Source organism: Bacillus sp. FJAT-50079, assembly GCF_018343515.1.
Classification (GTDB): domain Bacteria; phylum Bacillota; class Bacilli; order Bacillales; family Bacillaceae_C; genus Lederbergia.
Genome location: NZ_JAGYPD010000004.1, coordinates 474,571 through 493,623 on the forward strand (window position 1 = coordinate 474,571; position 19,053 = coordinate 493,623).

A 19,053-nucleotide genomic window follows, 5' to 3' on the forward strand; every position below is an offset into this window, starting at 1 on the left:
TCCCGAAAACAGGTGACAAAGATGACAAAAATTTATTTAGATCATGCAGCAACATCTCCTCTCCATCCCGTAGTCATCGATAAGATGATCACGACAATGAATACGACATTTGGAAACCCATCGAGCATTCATTCATTTGGTCGGGAAGCACGAAAAGAATTAGATGAGGCTCGAACAGCTATTGCTAAGACAATCAATGCGAACTATTCGGAAATCGTGTTTACAAGTGGAGGTACGGAGGCGGATAATTTAGCGATTCTCGGTACCGCCAGAGCGAACCGTCATAAAGGAAATCATATTATTACAACTGAAATCGAGCATCATGCAGTCCTTCATAGTTGTCAGTTTCTTGAGAAGGAAGGATTTGATGTCACGTATCTATCTCCAAATGAACAAGGCATCGTCACGGTTGAAGCAGTAAAAAACGCATTGCGCGATGACACGATTCTTGTCACGATCATGTATGGAAACAACGAAGTCGGCTCAATTCAGCCGATTCGTGAGATTGGTGAATTGCTTTCTGCACATGAAGCAATCTTTCATACCGATGCTGTTCAAGCGTTTGGAGCGATTGAACTTGATGTCACAACATTAGGTGTAGACTTATTATCTGTATCTGCACATAAAATCAACGGCCCAAAAGGGATTGGCTTTCTATATATAAAAAACGGAACGACGATTCATCCAGCTACATTTGGCGGTGAGCAAGAAACGAAGCGGCGCGCTGGTACGGAAAATGTTCCCGCGATCGTCGGGTTTGCCGAGGCTGTTCAAATTGCCGCTTCAACGATTGAAAAGAAACAGCAAACATATGAATCGTTTAAACGAATTTTTATAGAGACATTACAAGAAAAACAAATAGAATTCTTTGTGAATGGAGCAACCGATCAATCGTTACCACATATTCTTAATCTGAGTTTTCCTGGAACAGATGTGGAGTCCATGCTAGTCAATCTTGATATGGTTGGAATTGCGGCTTCTAGCGGATCAGCATGTACGGCAGGATCGATCGATCCATCCCATGTGCTTGTAGCGATGTTTGGAACAGAGTCGGAACGAATTCGTAACTCAATCCGCTTTAGTTTTGGATTAGCAAACGAAGAAGATGAGATTAGAAAAGCTGCAACTGAGACAGCAAACATTATTGAAAGGCTCAGGAATTGAAAGGAAGATGAGCGAAATGAATAAAGCACCAAAAGATACACGCGTCGTCATCGGCATGTCAGGGGGAGTGGATTCTTCTGTTGCCGCGCTTTTATTAAAAGAGCAAGGCTATGATGTGATTGGAATTTTTATGAAAAATTGGGATGACACAGATGAGAATGGCGTATGTACAGCGACGGAAGATTATAATGATGTCATTCGGGTATGTAACCAAATTGGCATTCCCTATTACGCCGTCAATTTTGAAAAACAATATTGGGATAAAGTGTTTACGTATTTCCTTGATGAATACAAAGCGGGACGCACACCAAACCCGGATGTCATGTGCAATAAGGAAATTAAATTTAAAGCGTTTCTTGAGCATGCATTAAAGCTAGGTGCAGATTATTTGGCTACCGGACACTATGCCCGAGTTGAACAACTGGACGGCGAAGTGAAAATGCTTAGAGGCGTTGACAATAATAAAGATCAAACATATTTTTTAAATCAGCTCACACAAGATCAGCTTGAAAAAGTGATGTTTCCACTCGGTGGAATTGATAAAAAGCGGGTTCGGGAAATTGCCAAAGAGGCAGGGCTTGCAACTGCGACGAAAAAGGATAGTACAGGCATCTGCTTTATCGGTGAGCGCAATTTTAAAGAGTTTTTAAGCGGCTATTTACCAGCACAAAAAGGAGTTATGGAAACTCTTGACGGTAAAAAGGTCGGCAAGCATGATGGGCTCATGTATTATACAATTGGTCAACGTCATGGCCTTGGCATCGGTGGAGCAGGAGATCCGTGGTTTGTTGCCGGAAAAGATTTAGAGCGTAATGTTCTTTATGTAGAGCAAGGCTTCGATCATCCAGCCTTATATTCTGACTCGATTAAAGCAGTCAATGTCAGCTGGGTGTCTGATAAGGAAAAACCGCAGCAATTTGAATGCACAGCAAAATTCCGTTATCGTCAGCCGGATGAAAAGGTAACGGTTCAACTTCTACCGAATGGTGAAGTAAACGTCCAATTTGCTCAACCGGTCAGAGCGGTCACTCCTGGACAAGCGGTCGTCTTTTATGATGGTGACGAGTGCCTTGGCGGGGGAACGATTGATAAAATTTATAAAAACAACGAAATGCTTACGTATGTAGGCTAAAGTGGAGCTGCTCATATTGATGATGAGCGGCTTTTTTTGATCAATATATATAGTTATGTTTCGATTATGATAGAAAATCTCGTGCTAGAAAAGCCGTCTAGTTATCATCATGTTGACATTGATTGATGAGCTGTTTGAAGAATTTGTCTTGTTTTTTACTGAAGATTTATATGGAGACATTGATTTTAATAGCCCTGAATTTTCGCAACAGGAACTATTTAAGGTGATTATTCAGAAGAAAAAGGAATAGAGAAAGGTATGATTGAAGCTAAAAAACCTCGCATTGAAATTAATTCAAGAAGAATTTTCAGATGAATATCGCAAAGCTAACGGAATTGTCGTTAAAACAAATTAAGGACTTGCGCTTGAATTTATGATTGATAAGAGCTAACCGTAGTAAGAACATGAATAATAAGGTTATAACAAGAGCTTAGGGCTTCTAAGCTCTTTGATGAAACAAATTAAATTACTTGAGTCATTTCCACTCTGTTTCCGAATGGATCTCTGAACTCAAAACGTTCAACCCCTGGTATTTTGATTGCTTCAGTGATCTGGATGTTATTTAGTTCCAATACTTTCCTCCAATATGATATATCATCGACTTGATATGCCAAATGGGCTTTTGTTGTTAATCGATCAAATCCATCTTCTGTCCCTACATGAACTTCCCTATTTCCGACCTCCAACCAAAATCCCCCAAGTTTTTTCAATGCTTCAGGTTGTTCTTTCTCGGGTAAACCGAGTATTTGGCAATAGAATTTTCTCCCCTCTTCTTCAGCGCCTTTTGGAATTGTAATTTGGGCGTGATGCAAGCCAAGAATCATATAACCACTCCTTTATCAATGAACACAATTAAAATGTTCTATCCCTGTAATTATGAAAAAAGTTAGGATTACTTACTATTTTAAAGCTTAAAGTATAATAAGTGAAATGCAGATTTATTATACTTTTTAATAAGTATTGCTTATATAGATAGTTGTCTTGCAGAAAAATAAATCGCGAAGAGGAATTGGCCGCTAACGTTACATGCACTGGCAATTAATATGGTATAATTCCCTTATTAATGAAGTTCGGAGTGTGAAAGATGGACAAGAATTTACAAGGAATTGAATATTTACAACAAGGAAAATACGAAAAAGCGGTGCAAATGTTTACAGAGGCAATCGAAGAAAATCCGACAGATCCCGTTGCCTATGTCAATTTTGCCAATGTATTCATTTCGCTTGGAGATATAGCAAGAGCTGAGGAATTTTTAAAGCGGGCAATTGAAGTCGATGATCAAGCATCGGCCGCCTATTACAGTTATGGGAATCTTTTTTATAATCAGGAGAAGTATGAAGAGGCATCAGGGATGTATGGAAAAGCCTTATTAATCGGCCCTGAGTCGAATGATCTTCTTTATATGCTTGGAATGACGCTCGTAAATTTAAATCGAGTCGAAATGGCACTTCCTTATTTGCAGAGAAGTGTTGAATTGAATGAAAAAGATGCAGAAGCAACGTTTCAATTTGGCTTAGCATTGGCACGAACGGAAGTGTATGATGAAGCAATTAAGCAATTAGAGAAAGTAATCGAGCTCGAACCTGATCATGCGGATGCATTGTATAATCTTGGGGTTGCGTATGCTGCTCATTTTGAAGATGCGGAAAAAGCTCTTGAAGCATTTAATCAAGTATTAGCGATTCAACCGACCCATGCGCTCGCTGCCAATGGAAAGAAACTAATGGAATCCGCGCTTACTGAAGGTAAAGAGTAATAACGAAGGAATGGGAGGTCAGTCATGGAAGAGCAAGATTCACTTGACCTGTTTTCTGAACATGAAAAATATATAAAAGGCCGCCATCTCGTGACGATTTTCCATAATGAACAAAATTTCTATTCGGTCATCCGTGTGAGGGTCGAAGAAACAAATGATACGTATTCAGATAAAGAGGCGGTTATTACAGGCCATTTCCCTAAAATACATGAAGAAGAATCGTATTTATTTTATGGGGATTTTAAAGAACACCCAAGGTTTGGGCTGCAATTTCATGCCAAGCATTTTAAAAAGGAAATGCCACAAACAAAGCAAGGTGTTGCAACCTATTTATCAAGTGGGTTGTTTAAAGGTGTTGGAAAAAAAACAGCCGAACGAATTGTCGAGGTGCTTGGAGAAAATGCAATAAGTAAAATTCTTGAGCAGCCATCTTTATTAGACAGTGTTCCACGGCTGGGTGCAGAAACGGCGAAAGAATTATACGAATCATTACTCGAACATCAAGGGCTTGAGCAAGTGATGATTCGACTTAGCGAGTATGGATTTGGTTCGCAAATGGCATTGAAAATCTATCAGGCATATAAAGAGGAAACATTAACGGTTATACAGACGAATCCGTATAAGCTAATCGAGAATGTCGAGGGAATCGGCTTTGGCAGAGCGGATGAACTCGGCTCGCAAATGGGGATAAAAGGAAATCATCCTGATCGGATTAAAGCTGGCTGCCTTTACGTACTGGAGCAAGAATGTATGCAAAATGGTCATGTGTATGTCGATGCGGTCGATATGTTAGAAAACGTCAAACAATTATTGGAAGCTAGTCAGCCAATTGACATTCCTTTTCAAGACATTTCTCAAGAATTAATTAAGCTAGAAGAAGAAGGAAAGGTTGTTGGCGAAAATAAACGAGTGTACATGCCTTCACTTTATTTTTCCGAGAAAGGAATCGTAACGAATCTTCAACGGATTATGGAGCAGACGGAGTATACGGATCAATTCCCTGAATCGGAATTTCTTTTAGCGCTTGGGGATTTAGAAGATCGCTTAGGTGTTCATTATGCGCCATCACAAAAAGAAGCGATTCAAATGGCGTTAATGAATCCGATGATGATTTTAACCGGAGGTCCGGGAACTGGGAAAACAACAGTCATCAAAGGGATTGTTGAGCTTTATGCGGAGTTGCACGGATGCTCCCTTGATCCGTATTCATATAAAAAAGAAGAGCCATTCCCGATTTTATTAGCCGCTCCAACGGGACGAGCTGCGAAACGGATGGCCGAATCGACAGGTCTGCCAGCGATGACGATTCATCGATTGCTCGGGATGAATGCTCAAGACAATCTTGATAGTGAAGAAGAGCGAGAAATCGAAGGGAAGCTGCTTATTGTCGATGAAATGTCGATGGTCGATACATGGCTTGCCCATCAACTGCTTAGAGCGTTGCCCCAGCATATTCAAGTCATTTTTGTCGGTGACGAAGATCAATTGCCATCGGTTGGACCGGGACAAGTACTAAAAGATTTGCTTAAATCTGAAAAAATTCCGACCGTTCAATTGACGGATATATATCGACAGGCAGAGGGCTCATCGATTATCGAACTCGCACATGAAATCAAAAAGGGGCAATTGCCAGCAGATGTAACAAAGCCACAGCAAGACCGTTCATTCATTCGCTGTCAAACTTCGCAAATTGCTGAAGCGGTTGAAAAGGTCGTTTTAAACGCAAAGAAAAAAGGATATGCGGCGAAGGATATTCAAGTGTTAGCGCCGATGTATCGCGGACCCGCCGGCATTGATCAATTAAATCTCGTACTTCAGGAAATATTTAATCCCAATCAAGATGGAACCCGCAAGGAATTGAAGTTCGGTGATGTAACGTATCGGATTGGCGACAAAGTATTACAGCTTGTCAATCAGCCCGAACAAAATGTATTTAACGGTGACATGGGAGAAATTGTCTCAATCTTTTATGCTAAGGAAAACACGGAAAAACAAGACATGGTCATTGTTTCGTTTGAAGGGATTGAGGTTACGTACACGAGGGCGGATTTAAATCAAATTACCCACGCATTTTGCTGTTCCATCCATAAGTCACAAGGGAGTGAATTTCCAATTGTCATTCTCCCCGTTGTTAAAAGTTATTACAGAATGCTGCGAAGAAATTTATTGTACACAGCGATAACAAGAAGCAGGCAGTTTTTAATTATATGTGGGGAAGAAAGTGCTTTTCGGATGGGGATTGAAAGAGAGGATGATCAAAAAAGGAAAACTTCTCTTTTAGAAAAACTAACATTATCCTTCCCATCGTCAGTTGAAAACGGCCAAAATGAAGAAGCACTCGTACTTACAGAAGAGACGATTCAACTGATTGATCCAATGATCGGCATGGAAAATATTTCACCTTATGATTTCATGGAACGTGAAATAAGCTAAGGCTGTCCCAAAAAAAGGGCAGCCTTTCTTCTGTTTAGCGATTAGACAACGGTTACTAAATCAACCGCTTCTAAAATGATAGGAGTTCCAGCGCTAATGGTACCAGTAATTGTGTTGAAGGTAATTTCATCTGCATCGACAGAATATGCACCGCCTTCTTGAAGGACACCATTCACATACAGATTATAGTATCCGTTTGTTACGATTGGAAATTCTGTTGCAGCTGTACCCGTATCGTCAAAAAAGTCGGTAGCAGGGACGGTTGTTCCATCAGTTATTACTAGTGCATCTGCTAATACATTGAAAAATCGCGTAGAGGTTCCTGTAACATTTACATGAATGTTCATAAGGGATAACGCCACATTGTTCACCTCCTTTATCTTATAATTATTCAAAACCAATCGTAATGATAGGGCTGACGATATCATCCAATTGTATTATTTTTATACGGTTATTTTCGCTGTGAAGCCAATGGACTCAACAATGATCGGTGTTCCTGCTGTAATCGACTGTTCAACCGGATGAATGGATAAGAAATTACGACCGACTACATATAAACTGCCCTCTTGCATAACACCGTTAATGAATAGATTCACATATCCATTTGGGCTAAATGTAGTAAATTCATCCACCTGCTCTCCACGATCATTTGTAAAAAAATTAGCTGGAAAATTTGCTCCCTCTACTAAAGAGAGCGTATTTTGGGGAATATAGAAGTGGCGTTTCACAATCGGAATGATTTGAATGTCTGAAACATTAAGTGGAGCAAATCCAATAATGGTAGGATTTACTTCAATATGCGGATTACATTCTATTTTATTTCTACTATTTACTAATTGATCACTTTTATCGATTGCTTTTTTTGCACTGCTCTTACCATTCATTCGATGATGCTTCATTTGTATTTTCACCTCCAAATCATTCGGTTGATTCATAATAAAATATGGAATTTCCTGCGATCTGATTGTCAATACACACAATTCAAGGAAAATATTTCAGTTCATGATTTTAGTTATCTTGAGCCAAACTAGAAATGTTCGGAAAGGTGGGGTGTGCTTTGCGGACATTTTCTCTTTTGAAAGGGATGCCAGTTTATGACGAAAAGGGAGAAATGCTTGGGGAAGTTTGCGATATTTGCATTCAGGAGAACGGGTATGTGTCGGATGTTTTGCTCCAACAAAAAGGTCTAATCGGCAAGAAAAGCAGGTTATCGATTCATCACATCCTTTCATTTGGTGAAAATGGGATTATGATTTCAAACCAAGATGTTTTGCTCGCTTATAAGGAAGTCCATTCTGAATATACGATGCATCATGCTCAGCCAATTTCGAAAAAAATGACGCTTTCCAAAGAAGGGAAGCAGCTTGGCTTGCTTGATGATGTATATTTTCTTGAAGAAATGGGAACAATCGTAGGCTATGAGCTGACTGATGGTTTCTTTTCTGACATCACAGAAGGAAAGCGAGTAATTCGGACTCCCATCCCACCGAAGATTGGAAAAGATGCCATGATCGTGTCAGTAAACAAGCTGCGAGGTGGCAAGAGTAATGATGAAATGTCCGAATTGCCAAAGTAAGGACCTAGGTAAAATAGGCATCAATCAATATTATTGTTGGAGTTGTTTTATCGAATTGACCGTAGGTGGAAAAATGATTCATACACATCAAGTTGAAGAGGATGGTTCTTTAAGCTCACTTGATGATCTCTTTGATGAGCAAACAAGAAAATTGAGTTGATGAAAGTAAAAAGCTGCCATTGGCGGCTTTTTATTAGGAGGGATACGATGCAACAGCAACGGTTTCGCATTTTTTACCGAATTGGGATCATCTTATTGATTTTAATTACATTGTATTGCTTACTATTATTAAAACCATTATGGAAACCAATTTTACATATTATGTTTGTTGCGGCTATCCCTTTCTTCATCAGTGCGTTTATCGCATTTTTATTGCACCCACTCGTTGAGAAGATTCAATTGCTCGGTTTGTCGCGCGGGTGGGCGATTATGACGATCTATACGCTGTTTTTTGGTGGTGCTGGCTATGGGATTTATTTAGGTATTCCCTTTCTAATCGAGCAGCTTAACGATTTTTCTCAGCGACTGCCGATTCTTGTTGAGCAGTACAAAGAATGGATACAAGGGATTCAAGCATCTGCATCAAGATGGCCTGATGGCATTCAAGTACAAATCGATGAGCGAATTACAAAATTTGAGCTTTGGATGAATAAGTTTCTGGAAAAAAGCATGGAATCACTCATTGGTTTAGTCAATTTTATGTTCGTGCTTTTAATTATTCCATTTATTTCTTTTTACTTACTTAAAGATATTGAACTTGTAAAAAAAGCGGCTTGGTATATGACGCCAAAAAAATGGCGGGCGAAAGCAGGAGAATTTATCGGGGCCGTTTATCTTTCTCTTGGCAGTTATGTACGAGGGCAATTCCTTATTTGTGTGATCGTTGGTGTTGCATCATCCATTGCATTTCTGATCATTCGAATTGATTATCCGATTATTCTTGGATTTATTATTGCAGTGACGAATGTCATTCCTTATTTCGGTGCCTTTATTGGTCTGATTCCGGTGCTCGCGATAGCTCTGCTTTCCTCTGTCAAACAAGCGATCTTTGCAACGATCATTGTGTTTATTTTACAATTCATCGAAGGAAATATTTTATCTCCATATATTGTTGGGAAGTCATTAGCGATGCACCCATTATTTATCTTCGCCGGATTAATCATCGGCGGAGAAGTAGCTGGTGTGCTTGGCATGATTATCGCTGTTCCGATTATTGCCGTCATAAAGATTGCAATTGTTCATATGCGTGACCATATGATTTCGACAAAATCATCTTAACATTGACAAGATGATCATTCATTTCTATAATTTGACTATATTAGTATCACATTAAGTTATTAATGAACTATAATAATTAACTCAATGAAGGATCCATAATGTTAGAAACGATCTGAGCACATCGATGCGCAAGAGAGGAATTTCCTTGGCTGAAAGAAATTCTAGATACTGGCTAACATTCGCTAATCCAGAGAGCAGCTAATCCCTGCCGTTAACCGCGTTAAGGTTCTGAGATACAAAAGTTTTTCCTTTTGTTAAATCAGGGTGGTACCGCGATCTAAAAGTTTCGCCCCTGTTCAAGGGGAGAAGCTTTTTTTGTTTTCTTAAAGAGGATGTTCAAAAAGTCCGGTAAAAATGACACATCGAATTTCTTCGTTGGCTTGCTTTTCCGCTGCTCAAAGCTACGCCGCCTTGAACTTCTCGGTCCTTTTTATCCTCCTTTTTGAACACACTAATTAAATGGAGGTTTGAAAGAAATGAAAAAATTAACTGGTTCTCAAATTCGTCAAATGTACTTAGACTTTTTTAAAGAAAAAGGGCATCAAGTTGAACCAAGTGCATCACTCGTTCCCCACGATGATCCAACCTTATTATGGATTAATAGTGGAGTAGCAACATTAAAGAAATACTTTGATGGACGGGAGATTCCTGAAAATCCACGGATCGTAAATGCGCAAAAATCAATTAGAACGAATGATATTGAAAATGTCGGGAAAACAGCAAGACATCATACGTTTTTTGAAATGCTCGGTAATTTCTCAATCGGGGATTATTTTAAGGAAGAAGCGATTGAATGGGCATGGGAATTTTTAATAAGTCCGAAGTGGATCGGATTTGAGGAAGAAAAGCTTTCAGTGACGATCCACCCGGAAGATGAAGAAGCATTTGAGTTATGGAATAAAAAAATTGGCTTGCCAAAAGAGCGAATCATTCGCCTTGAGGAGAACTTCTGGGATATTGGTGAAGGTCCAAGCGGCCCGAATACAGAAATCTTCTATGATCGTGGACCTGAATTTGGCGATGATCCGAATGATCCAGAATTATTTCCTGGTGGAGAAAATGAACGCTATTTAGAAATTTGGAATCTCGTCTTTTCTCAATTTAATCATAATCCAGACGGCACCTATACACCGCTGCCAAAGAAAAATATTGATACAGGGATGGGCTTAGAGCGAATGGCATCGGTTGTGCAAAATGTTCCGACGAATTTCGACACAGATTTATTTTTACCAATTATCCATGCAACAGAAAAAATATCGGGTGTTCAGTACGGTAAGGGTGAAGAAACAGATACTGCATTTAAAGTGATCGCTGACCATATTCGTACGGTTGCATTTGCTGTTGCTGATGGAGCATTGCCATCCAATGAAGGACGTGGCTATGTGTTAAGACGTTTGCTGCGCCGTGCTGTACGGTTTGCGAAAACAATTAACATTGATCAACCGTTTATGTATCAGCTCGTACCTGTTGTAGGCGATGTGATGAAAGATTATTATCCGAATGTCGTTGAAAAAACAGAATTTGTGCAACGTGTCATTAAAAACGAGGAAGAACGTTTCCACGAAACATTACATGATGGGCTTGAGATTTTAGCGGCCGTCATTCAAAAAGCGAAAGCGGAAAGAAGCAATGTCATTGCGGGCTCCGAAGTATTTAAGCTTTATGATACGTATGGCTTCCCTGTCGAATTAACAGAAGAGTATGCGGAAGATGAACAGATGATTTTGGATCATGAAGGCTTTGAGAAAGCAATGGCTGAACAAAGAGAGCGTGCGCGTGCAGCTCGTCAAGATACTGGCTCGATGCAAGTGCAAGGTGGAATTCTCGGTGAATTAAAAATGCCGAGCGAATTTATTGGTTATGATCAACTAGCTGTTGAAACGACAATTAGTGCAATGGTGAAGAATGACGAGCTTGTCGAAGAGGCTCAGCAAGGGGATGAAATTCAATTTATTTTGGAGAAAACTCCATTCTATGCTGAAAGTGGCGGACAAATAGCTGACAAAGGTATATTAAAAGCAGAGGGCTTGCTCATTGAAGTGACGGAAGTCCAAAAGGCACCAAATGGGCAAAATCTCCATTCAGCCATTGTTAAAGAGGGCACTGTACAAACGGGTATGAAAGTGAACGCCGAAGTTGATGAAGAGAAGCGTAGAAATGTTATTAAGAACCATACGGCAACACATTTACTTCATCAAGCATTGAAGGATGTTCTTGGCGTTCACGTTAACCAAGCAGGATCTCTCGTTGGTCCAGAAAGACTTCGTTTTGACTTCTCACATTTTGGTCAGGTTCAGCCTGAAGAGCTTGAACGGATTGAACAAATCGTAAATGGGAGAATTTGGGCTAATATTGCTGTTGACACACAATATAAAAGCCTTGACGAAGCAAAAGCGATGGGAGCAATGGCTTTATTTGGCGAAAAATATGGTAGCATCGTTCGGGTCGTTTCCATTGGGGATTATAGCCTTGAATTATGTGGTGGCTGTCATGTGACCAATACTTCAGCGATCGGTTTGTTTAAAATCGTGTCCGAAGGTGGGATTGGTGCAGGAACAAGAAGAATTGAGGCTGTAACAGGTGAAGGGGCATTTCATTTAATGAATGAAGAAATTGCAAGACTTCAACAAGTTGCTCAGCTTTTAAAAGCGAAGCCAAAAGAAATCGTCCATCGTGCTGAAGCTTTGCTTAGTGAAATGAAGGAGCTTCAACGTGAAAATGAATCGTTGACGGCAAAATTAGCAAATATTGAAGCAGGAAGCATATTGGATCATATACAAGAAGTAGATGGGGTAAACGTCATTGCAAATCAAGTTCAAGCTGCTGATATGAACACACTTCGCAATATGGCAGACGATTTAAAACAAAAACTGGGCTCTGGTGTCGTCGTCCTTGGTTCGGCACAAGGTGATAAAGTGAACATCATCGCTGCGGTGACAAAAGATTTAATTGATAAAGGCTACCATGCCGGGAAACTTGTGAAAGAAGTCGCATCACGTTGCGGCGGCGGTGGTGGCGGCCGTCCGGATATGGCGCAAGCTGGAGGGAAAAAACCTGAGCAATTGGAAGAAGCTCTTTCATATGTAACAGAATGGATAAAATCCGTTTGATTCGTCGCCCGAATCATGTACAATGGAAGAAGGAATGTTAATCTGACCTATCTATCAATGGTATGTCGTAAGAGAGGTGTTGTAAATGAGCTCTTTTGATAAAACGATGCGTTTTGATTTTCAAGAAGATCCGATCGAACATGATGTCAAAGAGGTACTGCTGCATGTTCATAGAGCTCTTCAAGAAAAGGGCTATCATCCAATCAATCAAATTGTAGGTTATTTATTATCAGGAGATCCGGCGTATATCCCGAGACATCAAGATGCGCGTAATATTATGAGAAAACTAGAACGTGATGAAATCATCGAAGAATTAGTGAAATCGTATCTAAAACAGCATCGTGAGGGATAATGAATGAGAGTGATGGGCCTTGATGTTGGATCCAAAACAGTTGGCGTAGCAATTAGTGACGAAATGGGCTGGACGGCTCAAGGCCTCGAAACAATTGCCATCGATGAGAATAGAAAAAGGTTTGGATTCGAACGAATTGGTGAAATTATTAAAGAATATAGTGTAAGCAAAATCATTGTCGGACTCCCGAAAAACATGAATAATACAATTGGGCCAAGGGGAGAAGCTTCACAACAGTATGCCGAACAGTTGGAAGAACAATTTCAGCTACCAGTCATCTTATGGGATGAACGCTTAAGCACAATGGCAGCAGAACGGGTCTTGCTTGAGGCGGATGTTAGTAGAAAAAAGCGGAAGAAAGTCATTGATAAAATGGCAGCATCAATGATTTTGCAAGGATTTTTAGATAGTCAATCTTAATGAGGTGAAAAAATGGAAAACGCTGAAAAATATATTACAGTAATAAATGAAGATGGCAACGAGGAATTACACGAAATCCTCTTCACGTTTGATTCGGATGAATTTGAAAAATCATATGTGCTTTATTATCCAGTAGGTGCGGAAGAAGATGAAAATGAAGAAATCGAAATCCATGCTTCTGCATATGTTCAAAATGAAGAAGGCGAAGAAGGAAGCTTACAGCCGATCGAAACGGATGAAGAGTGGGATTTGATCGAAGAAATGTTAAACACATTTCTTGCAGAAGAGGAAGAATAAAAAAAACGGGCCGTTTTTTTGAGGCAGTTGAAAAATTCAAGTGTAAGTAAAGTTAAGAAGGAGTCGGTCCGTTCAAATTTGAACGAATCGACTCCCTTTTTGATCTTATTCAATTCATAAGATTATCATTTACTTTACTACGAGCATCATAGTTGTATCTTGTTTTTTTTATGTCAAATAGACTTACTTATAAGCTACATAAGATAGTGATCTATTCCACGATGATATTTTCCACTTTATATGCGTGAGTTCGGGTGATGGAGTGCGACAACTCCCCCGCAAAAGCTTTTTTAAGTCGGCCACAACAGCTTCGTGTCCAACATTTCCTAACTTCCGATCGGAACGGAAATCCACCGTTCTAGCGTAATCTGATTCAATAGACTTTTTCTCTGGGATCGTTTTTTAGGGCCCGCTTTTGTATAGCTAGCTTCCAAAGGAAACCCAACTAACAAAATGTCATCGTTAACCCTTGATTCTCCTGTGATTCCGATTCACGAGCCCGTTTTTGTTCATATTTCGAATGAATTCGCCAAAAAATATAGTATAATGGACAAAGTGTATCGATAGAATCTATGAATTGAGGGGGTAACCTCCGTGGGGAATGAGGAAAAACAAGAAAAAGATATAAAGGCAATCATGAGAAATAATTTGCTCGAGAGACGAAATGAGGCGAAAATCATTAGAAAAATAGTAGCGATTATTGCACTTATTTTTATTTTAAGCGCTGCTGGTGTAGGAATTGGTGGGTATATATATATTAAATCTGCATTACAGCCATTAGACGCTAATAACAATAAACCAATCGATATTGAAGTGCCAATCGGATCTTCTTCGACATCAATCGGAAAACTACTGGAGAAGCAGGGCATTATAAAAAACGGTACGATTTTTAAGTATTATGTTAAATTTAATAATATTTCTGGGTTTCAAGCGGGGAATTACGCAATGACTCCTTCGATGACATTAGAAGAAATTAGTCAAACCTTGCAATCGGGCACACTCGTGAGAGAAGCGTTATTTAAAATAACAATTCCGGAAGGGCTTAATTTAGCACAAATTGCGGAGAGCATTGCCAAACAAATTGATATGACTCCCGAAGAAATTACGAAACAACTGGACGATCCGGAATATTTGCAAACTTTAATTGAAAAATATCCCGATATATTAACAGCCGATATGTTGAATGAGCAAGTGATGCACCCGCTTGAAGGGTATCTTTTCCCGGCAACCTATCCATTTTACGAGGAGAAGCCATCCCTTGATTTTATTATTAATGAAATGTTAAAACAGACAGAGAAAGTGATAGCGAAATACACAGAGTTGATTGAAGAAGAACAAAAATCGGTTCATGAAGTGCTTACAATGGCATCTTTAATCGAAAAGGAAGCAACGGCCAAAGCCGATCGCCATATGATTTCTAGCGTATTTTATAATAGAATTAAAAGTGAAATGCCCCTCCAAACTGACCCAACTGTCGCTTATGCACATGGAAAACATTTGGAGCGGACATTGTACGAGCATTTAGAAATCGATTCACCGTATAATACGTATGCCAATAAAGGTTTACCGCCAGGGCCAATTGCTAATGCTGGCGAGTCTTCAATCGAGGCTGCACTTAATCCGGCTGATAGCGATTATTTATACTTTTTAGCAGAGTATGGATCGGGAGAGGTCCATTATTCAAAAACGCTTGAAGAACATAACGCTCTAAAAGAAAAGTATATTACGAATAAAAGAAACGAAGCAGGTGAATCGTAAGATGAATGAGCGAATCAACGATTATCTTGAACAACTCGTTCCGAAAAGGAGTGATTTTTTTCAAGAGCTTGAGCAGTTTGCGGCTGAACATCGAGTGCCGATTATGGAGCCGGCCGGAATTGAAGTGCTGCTGCAACTATTGCGAATACAGCAACCAAAGATGATTTTAGAAATCGGGACAGCGATCGGCTACTCTGCGTTAAGAATCGCTACGGCCTTACCTAATTCAAAAATTGTGACGATCGAATTAGATGAAAGCAGATATGAACAGGCAATCGCAAATATTTCTCGGGCAAACATGGAGGGTCGAATAACTGTACTCAAAGGGAATGCTCTTGACCTTTATGAGGAAGTCGCGCAACAAGGACGGTTTGATGCGATTTTTATCGATGCGGCAAAAGGGCAGTACACGAAATTCTTCGAAATGTATTGTCAGTTACTAACAGATCGCGGATGTGTGTATACTGATAATGTTCTTTTCAAAGGAATCGTTGCCCATCAACAAACGGAAAATAAACGATGGCTAAAAATTGCTGAAAAAATCCGGACGTTTAATCAATGGTTAATGGATCATCCTGACTATGAGACGGCAATTATTCCAGCTGGTGATGGTTTAGCGATTAGCACAAAAAAGCAGTTGGATGAAAAGTGAGGTCGTATAGATGAAGCGGAAACCCGTTATAATTGGAGTCGCGGGCGGCTCTGGCTCGGGAAAAACGAGTGTGACAAAATCAATTTACGAAAATTTTAAAGGACATTCCATTCTCGTAATCGAGCAAGATTATTATTATAGGGATCAATCACATCTTCCATTCGAAGAACGATTGAAGACGAATTACGATCATCCATTTGCCTTTGATAATGATTTATTAATCGAACAGCTTGAAAAATTAATTGATTACGAAGCAATTGAAAAGCCTGTGTACGACTATGCGATGCATACACGATCAGCAGAAACGATTCATGTAGAACCAAAAGATGTGATCATTCTTGAAGGAATTTTAGTATTAGAAGATGTAAGATTGCGCAACTTAATGGATATTAAGCTTTATGTCGATACAGACTCGGATTTACGAATCATCCGCCGTTTGCTTCGCGACATAAAAGAGCGAGGCAGATCAATTGATTCTGTCGTTACACAGTATGTGAATGTTGTGAGGCCAATGCATAACCAATTCATTGAACCGACGAAGCGATATGCAGATGTCATCATTCCAGAAGGTGGGCAAAATCATGTTGCTATTGACTTACTGACAACAAAGATACAAACTATTCTTGAACAAAAGGCATTTTTGTAATACGATAGCATAGATAACTAATATATGTATTGGCATGAATCGGAGGCGCGCCTATCATAGGGCGCGTTATCATGTATTACATACAAGTGAGTGTTCAAAATGGAGGATAAAAAGGACCAAGAAGTTCAAGGCGGCGCAGCTTTTTGCAGCAGACTTGTACAGGATGTACTGACTTCCATGTTGCCCATAGGATGTGGGAGGTTTTAACGGAAGTCCCGCTCTCGCTGTATAACGTACTTGCACGTAGGGAAAGTGATTTTCTTTTCCAAGGGGCGAAAAAGCAAGCCAACGAAGAAATTCGACGTGTCATTTTTTATAGTACTTTTTGAACAACATCTACAAAAACATCCGCTTGTCGGATGGTGAATGAATAAGGAGTGAAGGGATTTGGCAACGGAAAAAGTATTTCCAATGACAGAAGCCGGAAAAGCAAAGCTTGAACAGGAGCTTGAGCATTTAAAATCGGTGAAAAGAAAAGAAGTAGTAGAAAGAATTAAAATTGCAAGAAGTTTTGGAGACCTATCGGAAAACTCTGAATATGATTCTGCAAAAGAAGAGCAAGCGTTTGTGGAGGGAAGAATTACAACTCTGGAAAATATGATTCGCAATGCGAAAATTATTAAAGAAGATGAATTAAATTCGGATACGGTTACCCTTGGAAAAACGGTAACGTTCATTGAGCTTCCAGACGGAGATGAGGAAACATACACAATTGTTGGAAGCGCTGAAGCGGATCCATTTGAGGGGAAAATTTCCAATGATTCACCAATCGCTAAAAGTCTGCTCGGTCACAAGGTTGGGCAAGAAGTAAATGTTCAAACACCTGGCGGCGAAATGAGAGTAAGACTACTTACAATTAGTTAAGCGCAATAAAGGTTCAAATCTTTTTGATTTGAACCTTTATTTTTTACGGAATTTGACGATTATCTCCTTGTTTATCGCCATAGACATAGGAGAGATTGAATGAAAAATCAAGTTGCTAAAGTCAGGCATGTTTTCTTATTTATGTTTTCCTTTTTCCATGATATGATAAAAAAGATGGAGGGGATTTATATGCCAAGCGAATTTAATCATTCTGGCCAACGTTATGAGCGCCGGGCAAAACGTAGAAAAACAAATATTATATTAAATACATTAATTGCGATCGTTATTATTTTAATATTTATTGTTGCTTACAATATATTTATTGCTGGCGATACGAATAAAGAGAAAGCAGCGACTCAGGCAAATACAGAAAAAATAGAAGGAAATCATAAAAATAAACCAAAGGATTCGAAGGAATCGGCTGGAAAAGATGGGCAAGCGGAAGAGTCAAAATCAGAAAATGATGATCAGCAATCAAGTGAAGAATCATCAGGGCTCATTGAAGAAGAAGGCGATGAACCAAACGTCGAAAAAGTAATCATTAATCCAAATTGGCAGCCGATTGGGACACAACAAACAGCAGGCCATGAGCCGTCTTCTCAGCAAGGATCAGCTGATTGGAATGAAAAAGTAGCAGCCGTATCTTATGCTGTCAACATTCCGGTAGACCAAATGACGTTATGGTGGCTTGAGCGTGGCGACGATCCAGAAAATCAGGCCATTGCGACGGTATCTTCAAGAGGTGCTGGATCGGATGTGTATCGAGTGCATATTGAGTGGGTAGACGGTGAAGGCTGGAAACCGACCGTTGTGAAAAAATTAATTGAAAACGATCGAAAATCATAGTCAACTGAAAAGGGGTATCCGTGTTGAAAATTGCAATCATCGGAGCGATGGAGGAAGAAGTTGCTCTTTTACGTGAACAAATTAAAAATAAACAAACTGAAACAATTGCAGGTTGTGAAATGATTGCTGGTTCGATTGGCGAAAAAGAAGTCATTTTACTTCGTTCAGGTATTGGTAAGGTGAACGCGGCAATGTCGACTACAATATTAATGGAAAGATACAATCCGGACGTCATTATTAACACTGGATCAGCAGGCGGCTATAATCCGGAGCTAAAAGTAGGTGATCTTGTTATCTCTACTGAAGTCCGTCATCATGATGTAGATGTGACAATTTTCGGCTATGAATATGGACAAGTGCCACAATTGCCAGCGGCGTTTAAAGCCGATCACGGCTTGATTGAGGTTGCATTGAAAGCAGCAAGCACGTTTGAAAACATACAAGCAGTACAAGGTCTAATTGCAACAGGTGATTCATTTATGAACGACGCCGATCGAGTGGAGTTCGTACGTGGCAAATTCACGGATCTTCAAGCGGTGGAAATGGAAGGTGCTGCCATCGCACAAGTAGCACATCAGTACAATGTTCCATTTGTTGTTATTCGTTCATTATCAGATATTGCGGGTAAAGAGTCGCATCTTTCGTTTGATCAATTCCTTGAAACGGCGGCAGTGAATTCAGCCAATTTAGTACTTGGAATGATCAAAGCAATCTAACTTATCGTATTGGTTAATGATTAAAAGCTGTCACATATAAGCGTGACAGCTTT

General features: G+C 39.7%; 20 protein-coding genes. 17 read left to right on the plus strand and 3 right to left on the minus strand.

All coding sequences use genetic code 11. From position 1 onward, the window contains the following. Nucleotides 1-21 precede the first annotated feature (21 nt). Together KHA95_RS13160 and mnmA are read left to right on the plus strand one after the other, a co-directional pair. Nucleotides 22-1,164, plus strand: coding sequence for a cysteine desulfurase family protein (locus tag KHA95_RS13160; protein ID WP_213137961.1), 1,143 nt, complete (start codon nucleotides 22-24; stop codon nucleotides 1,162-1,164). Between the two features lie 16 nt (nucleotides 1,165-1,180). After that, nucleotides 1,181-2,296: a tRNA 2-thiouridine(34) synthase MnmA gene (gene mnmA, locus KHA95_RS13165; RefSeq protein ID WP_213137962.1), complete on the plus strand. Its 1,116-nt coding sequence runs from the start codon at nucleotides 1,181-1,183 to the stop codon at nucleotides 2,294-2,296. 461 nt (nucleotides 2,297-2,757) lie between these two features. On the opposite strand, the gene KHA95_RS13170 is transcribed toward mnmA, so the two are convergent. Then, a complete protein-coding gene (locus KHA95_RS13170) occupies nucleotides 2,758-3,120 on the minus strand; it encodes a VOC family protein (RefSeq protein ID WP_213137963.1) in 363 nt (120 codons plus the stop codon). A gap of 260 nt (nucleotides 3,121-3,380) precedes the next feature. Here KHA95_RS13170 and KHA95_RS13175 point away from each other — a divergent pair, with 260 nt between their 5' ends. Both KHA95_RS13175 and recD2 read left to right on the plus strand, forming a co-directional pair. Then, nucleotides 3,381-4,052 (plus strand): tetratricopeptide repeat protein, encoded by a 672-nt coding sequence (locus tag KHA95_RS13175; RefSeq protein WP_213137964.1) that lies wholly within the window; start codon nucleotides 3,381-3,383, stop codon nucleotides 4,050-4,052. Between the two features lie 24 nt (nucleotides 4,053-4,076). After that, nucleotides 4,077-6,485 carry an SF1B family DNA helicase RecD2 gene (gene recD2 / locus KHA95_RS13180; protein WP_213137965.1) on the plus strand — a complete coding sequence of 803 codons (2,409 nt, stop codon included), beginning with the start codon at nucleotides 4,077-4,079 and terminating at the stop codon, nucleotides 6,483-6,485. A gap of 41 nt (nucleotides 6,486-6,526) precedes the next feature. Here recD2 and KHA95_RS13185 read toward each other — a convergent pair whose 3' ends face one another. Continuing rightward, on the minus strand, nucleotides 6,527-6,847 hold the full coding sequence (locus KHA95_RS13185; RefSeq protein ID WP_213137966.1) for a DUF4183 domain-containing protein: 321 nt from the start codon (nucleotides 6,845-6,847) through the stop codon (nucleotides 6,527-6,529). Between the two features lie 81 nt (nucleotides 6,848-6,928). Continuing rightward, entirely contained in the window at nucleotides 6,929-7,384 is a 456-nt protein-coding gene (locus KHA95_RS13190) for a DUF4183 domain-containing protein (protein WP_213137967.1), read from the minus strand. Nucleotides 7,385-7,542: 158 nt separating this feature from the next. Between KHA95_RS13190 and KHA95_RS13195 the strand changes: the two genes are divergently transcribed. The 13 genes from KHA95_RS13195 to mtnN all read left to right on the plus strand — a co-directional run bounded on the left by KHA95_RS13195 (nucleotide 7,543) and on the right by mtnN (nucleotide 19,000). Further along, the gene (locus tag KHA95_RS13195; RefSeq protein WP_213137968.1) at nucleotides 7,543-8,061 is read left to right on the plus strand and encodes a PRC-barrel domain-containing protein; all 519 of its coding nucleotides are present in this window, start codon (nucleotides 7,543-7,545) and stop codon (nucleotides 8,059-8,061) included. Next, nucleotides 8,033-8,221 carry a hypothetical protein gene (locus tag KHA95_RS13200; protein WP_213137969.1) on the plus strand — a complete coding sequence of 63 codons (189 nt, stop codon included), beginning with the start codon at nucleotides 8,033-8,035 and terminating at the stop codon, nucleotides 8,219-8,221. The genes KHA95_RS13195 and KHA95_RS13200 overlap by 29 nt, the downstream gene beginning before the upstream one ends. 47 nt (nucleotides 8,222-8,268) lie before the next feature. After that, a complete protein-coding gene (locus KHA95_RS13205) occupies nucleotides 8,269-9,339 on the plus strand; it encodes an AI-2E family transporter (protein ID WP_213137970.1) in 1,071 nt (356 codons plus the stop codon). A 476-nt stretch (nucleotides 9,340-9,815) separates the two neighbouring features. Continuing rightward, the gene (alaS, locus tag KHA95_RS13210) at nucleotides 9,816-12,449 is read left to right on the plus strand and encodes an alanine--tRNA ligase (RefSeq protein WP_213137971.1); all 2,634 of its coding nucleotides are present in this window, start codon (nucleotides 9,816-9,818) and stop codon (nucleotides 12,447-12,449) included. Nucleotides 12,450-12,534: 85 nt separating this feature from the next. Beyond that, nucleotides 12,535-12,801: an IreB family regulatory phosphoprotein gene (locus KHA95_RS13215; protein WP_213137972.1), complete on the plus strand. Its 267-nt coding sequence runs from the start codon at nucleotides 12,535-12,537 to the stop codon at nucleotides 12,799-12,801. A gap of 3 nt (nucleotides 12,802-12,804) precedes the next feature. After that, a complete protein-coding gene (gene ruvX, locus KHA95_RS13220) occupies nucleotides 12,805-13,221 on the plus strand; it encodes a Holliday junction resolvase RuvX (RefSeq protein WP_213137973.1) in 417 nt (138 codons plus the stop codon). 12 nt (nucleotides 13,222-13,233) lie between these two features. Continuing rightward, nucleotides 13,234-13,518 carry a DUF1292 domain-containing protein gene (locus KHA95_RS13225; protein ID WP_213137974.1) on the plus strand — a complete coding sequence of 95 codons (285 nt, stop codon included), beginning with the start codon at nucleotides 13,234-13,236 and terminating at the stop codon, nucleotides 13,516-13,518. Nucleotides 13,519-14,112: 594 nt separating this feature from the next. Further along, nucleotides 14,113-15,276 carry an endolytic transglycosylase MltG gene (gene mltG, locus KHA95_RS13230; RefSeq protein ID WP_213137975.1) on the plus strand — a complete coding sequence of 388 codons (1,164 nt, stop codon included), beginning with the start codon at nucleotides 14,113-14,115 and terminating at the stop codon, nucleotides 15,274-15,276. 1 nt (nucleotide 15,277) lies between these two features. Then, complete coding sequence (locus KHA95_RS13235; RefSeq protein WP_213137976.1) at nucleotides 15,278-15,928, plus strand: O-methyltransferase; 651 nt, start codon at nucleotides 15,278-15,280, stop codon at nucleotides 15,926-15,928. 10 nt (nucleotides 15,929-15,938) lie between these two features. Next, nucleotides 15,939-16,574, plus strand: coding sequence for a uridine kinase (gene udk, locus KHA95_RS13240; protein WP_213137977.1), 636 nt, complete (start codon nucleotides 15,939-15,941; stop codon nucleotides 16,572-16,574). Nucleotides 16,575-16,961: 387 nt separating this feature from the next. After that, nucleotides 16,962-17,438: a transcription elongation factor GreA gene (gene greA, locus KHA95_RS13245; protein ID WP_213137978.1), complete on the plus strand. Its 477-nt coding sequence runs from the start codon at nucleotides 16,962-16,964 to the stop codon at nucleotides 17,436-17,438. Nucleotides 17,439-17,537: 99 nt separating this feature from the next. After that, on the plus strand, nucleotides 17,538-18,284 hold the full coding sequence (locus KHA95_RS13250) for a YrrS family protein (RefSeq protein WP_213137979.1): 747 nt from the start codon (nucleotides 17,538-17,540) through the stop codon (nucleotides 18,282-18,284). Nucleotides 18,285-18,307: 23 nt separating this feature from the next. After that, complete coding sequence (mtnN, locus tag KHA95_RS13255; protein WP_213137980.1) at nucleotides 18,308-19,000, plus strand: 5'-methylthioadenosine/S-adenosylhomocysteine nucleosidase; 693 nt, start codon at nucleotides 18,308-18,310, stop codon at nucleotides 18,998-19,000. The last annotated feature ends 53 nt before the right edge of the window (nucleotides 19,001-19,053 follow it).

What these genes read in the sequence shown, in the direction of transcription:
- recD2 (WP_213137965.1), top strand. Translation starts at nt 4,077, where the DNA reads ATGGAAGAGCAAGATTCACTTGACCTGTTTTCTGAACATGAAAAATAT.
- KHA95_RS13160 (WP_213137961.1), top strand. Translation starts at nt 22, where the DNA reads ATGACAAAAATTTATTTAGATCATGCAGCAACATCTCCTCTCCATCCC.
- KHA95_RS13215 (WP_213137972.1), top strand. Translation starts at nt 12,535, where the DNA reads ATGAGCTCTTTTGATAAAACGATGCGTTTTGATTTTCAAGAAGATCCG.
- ruvX (WP_213137973.1), top strand. Translation starts at nt 12,805, where the DNA reads ATGAGAGTGATGGGCCTTGATGTTGGATCCAAAACAGTTGGCGTAGCA.
- mnmA (WP_213137962.1), top strand. Translation starts at nt 1,181, where the DNA reads ATGAATAAAGCACCAAAAGATACACGCGTCGTCATCGGCATGTCAGGG.
- KHA95_RS13235 (WP_213137976.1), top strand. Translation starts at nt 15,278, where the DNA reads ATGAATGAGCGAATCAACGATTATCTTGAACAACTCGTTCCGAAAAGG.
- KHA95_RS13190 (WP_213137967.1), bottom strand. Translation starts at nt 7,384, where the DNA reads ATGAAGCATCATCGAATGAATGGTAAGAGCAGTGCAAAAAAAGCAATC.
- KHA95_RS13205 (WP_213137970.1), top strand. Translation starts at nt 8,269, where the DNA reads ATGCAACAGCAACGGTTTCGCATTTTTTACCGAATTGGGATCATCTTA.
- KHA95_RS13250 (WP_213137979.1), top strand. Translation starts at nt 17,538, where the DNA reads ATGAAAAATCAAGTTGCTAAAGTCAGGCATGTTTTCTTATTTATGTTT.
- KHA95_RS13170 (WP_213137963.1), bottom strand. Translation starts at nt 3,120, where the DNA reads ATGATTCTTGGCTTGCATCACGCCCAAATTACAATTCCAAAAGGCGCT.
- KHA95_RS13200 (WP_213137969.1), top strand. Translation starts at nt 8,033, where the DNA reads ATGATGAAATGTCCGAATTGCCAAAGTAAGGACCTAGGTAAAATAGGC.
- udk (WP_213137977.1), top strand. Translation starts at nt 15,939, where the DNA reads ATGAAGCGGAAACCCGTTATAATTGGAGTCGCGGGCGGCTCTGGCTCG.
- alaS (WP_213137971.1), top strand. Translation starts at nt 9,816, where the DNA reads ATGAAAAAATTAACTGGTTCTCAAATTCGTCAAATGTACTTAGACTTT.
- KHA95_RS13175 (WP_213137964.1), top strand. Translation starts at nt 3,381, where the DNA reads ATGGACAAGAATTTACAAGGAATTGAATATTTACAACAAGGAAAATAC.
- KHA95_RS13225 (WP_213137974.1), top strand. Translation starts at nt 13,234, where the DNA reads ATGGAAAACGCTGAAAAATATATTACAGTAATAAATGAAGATGGCAAC.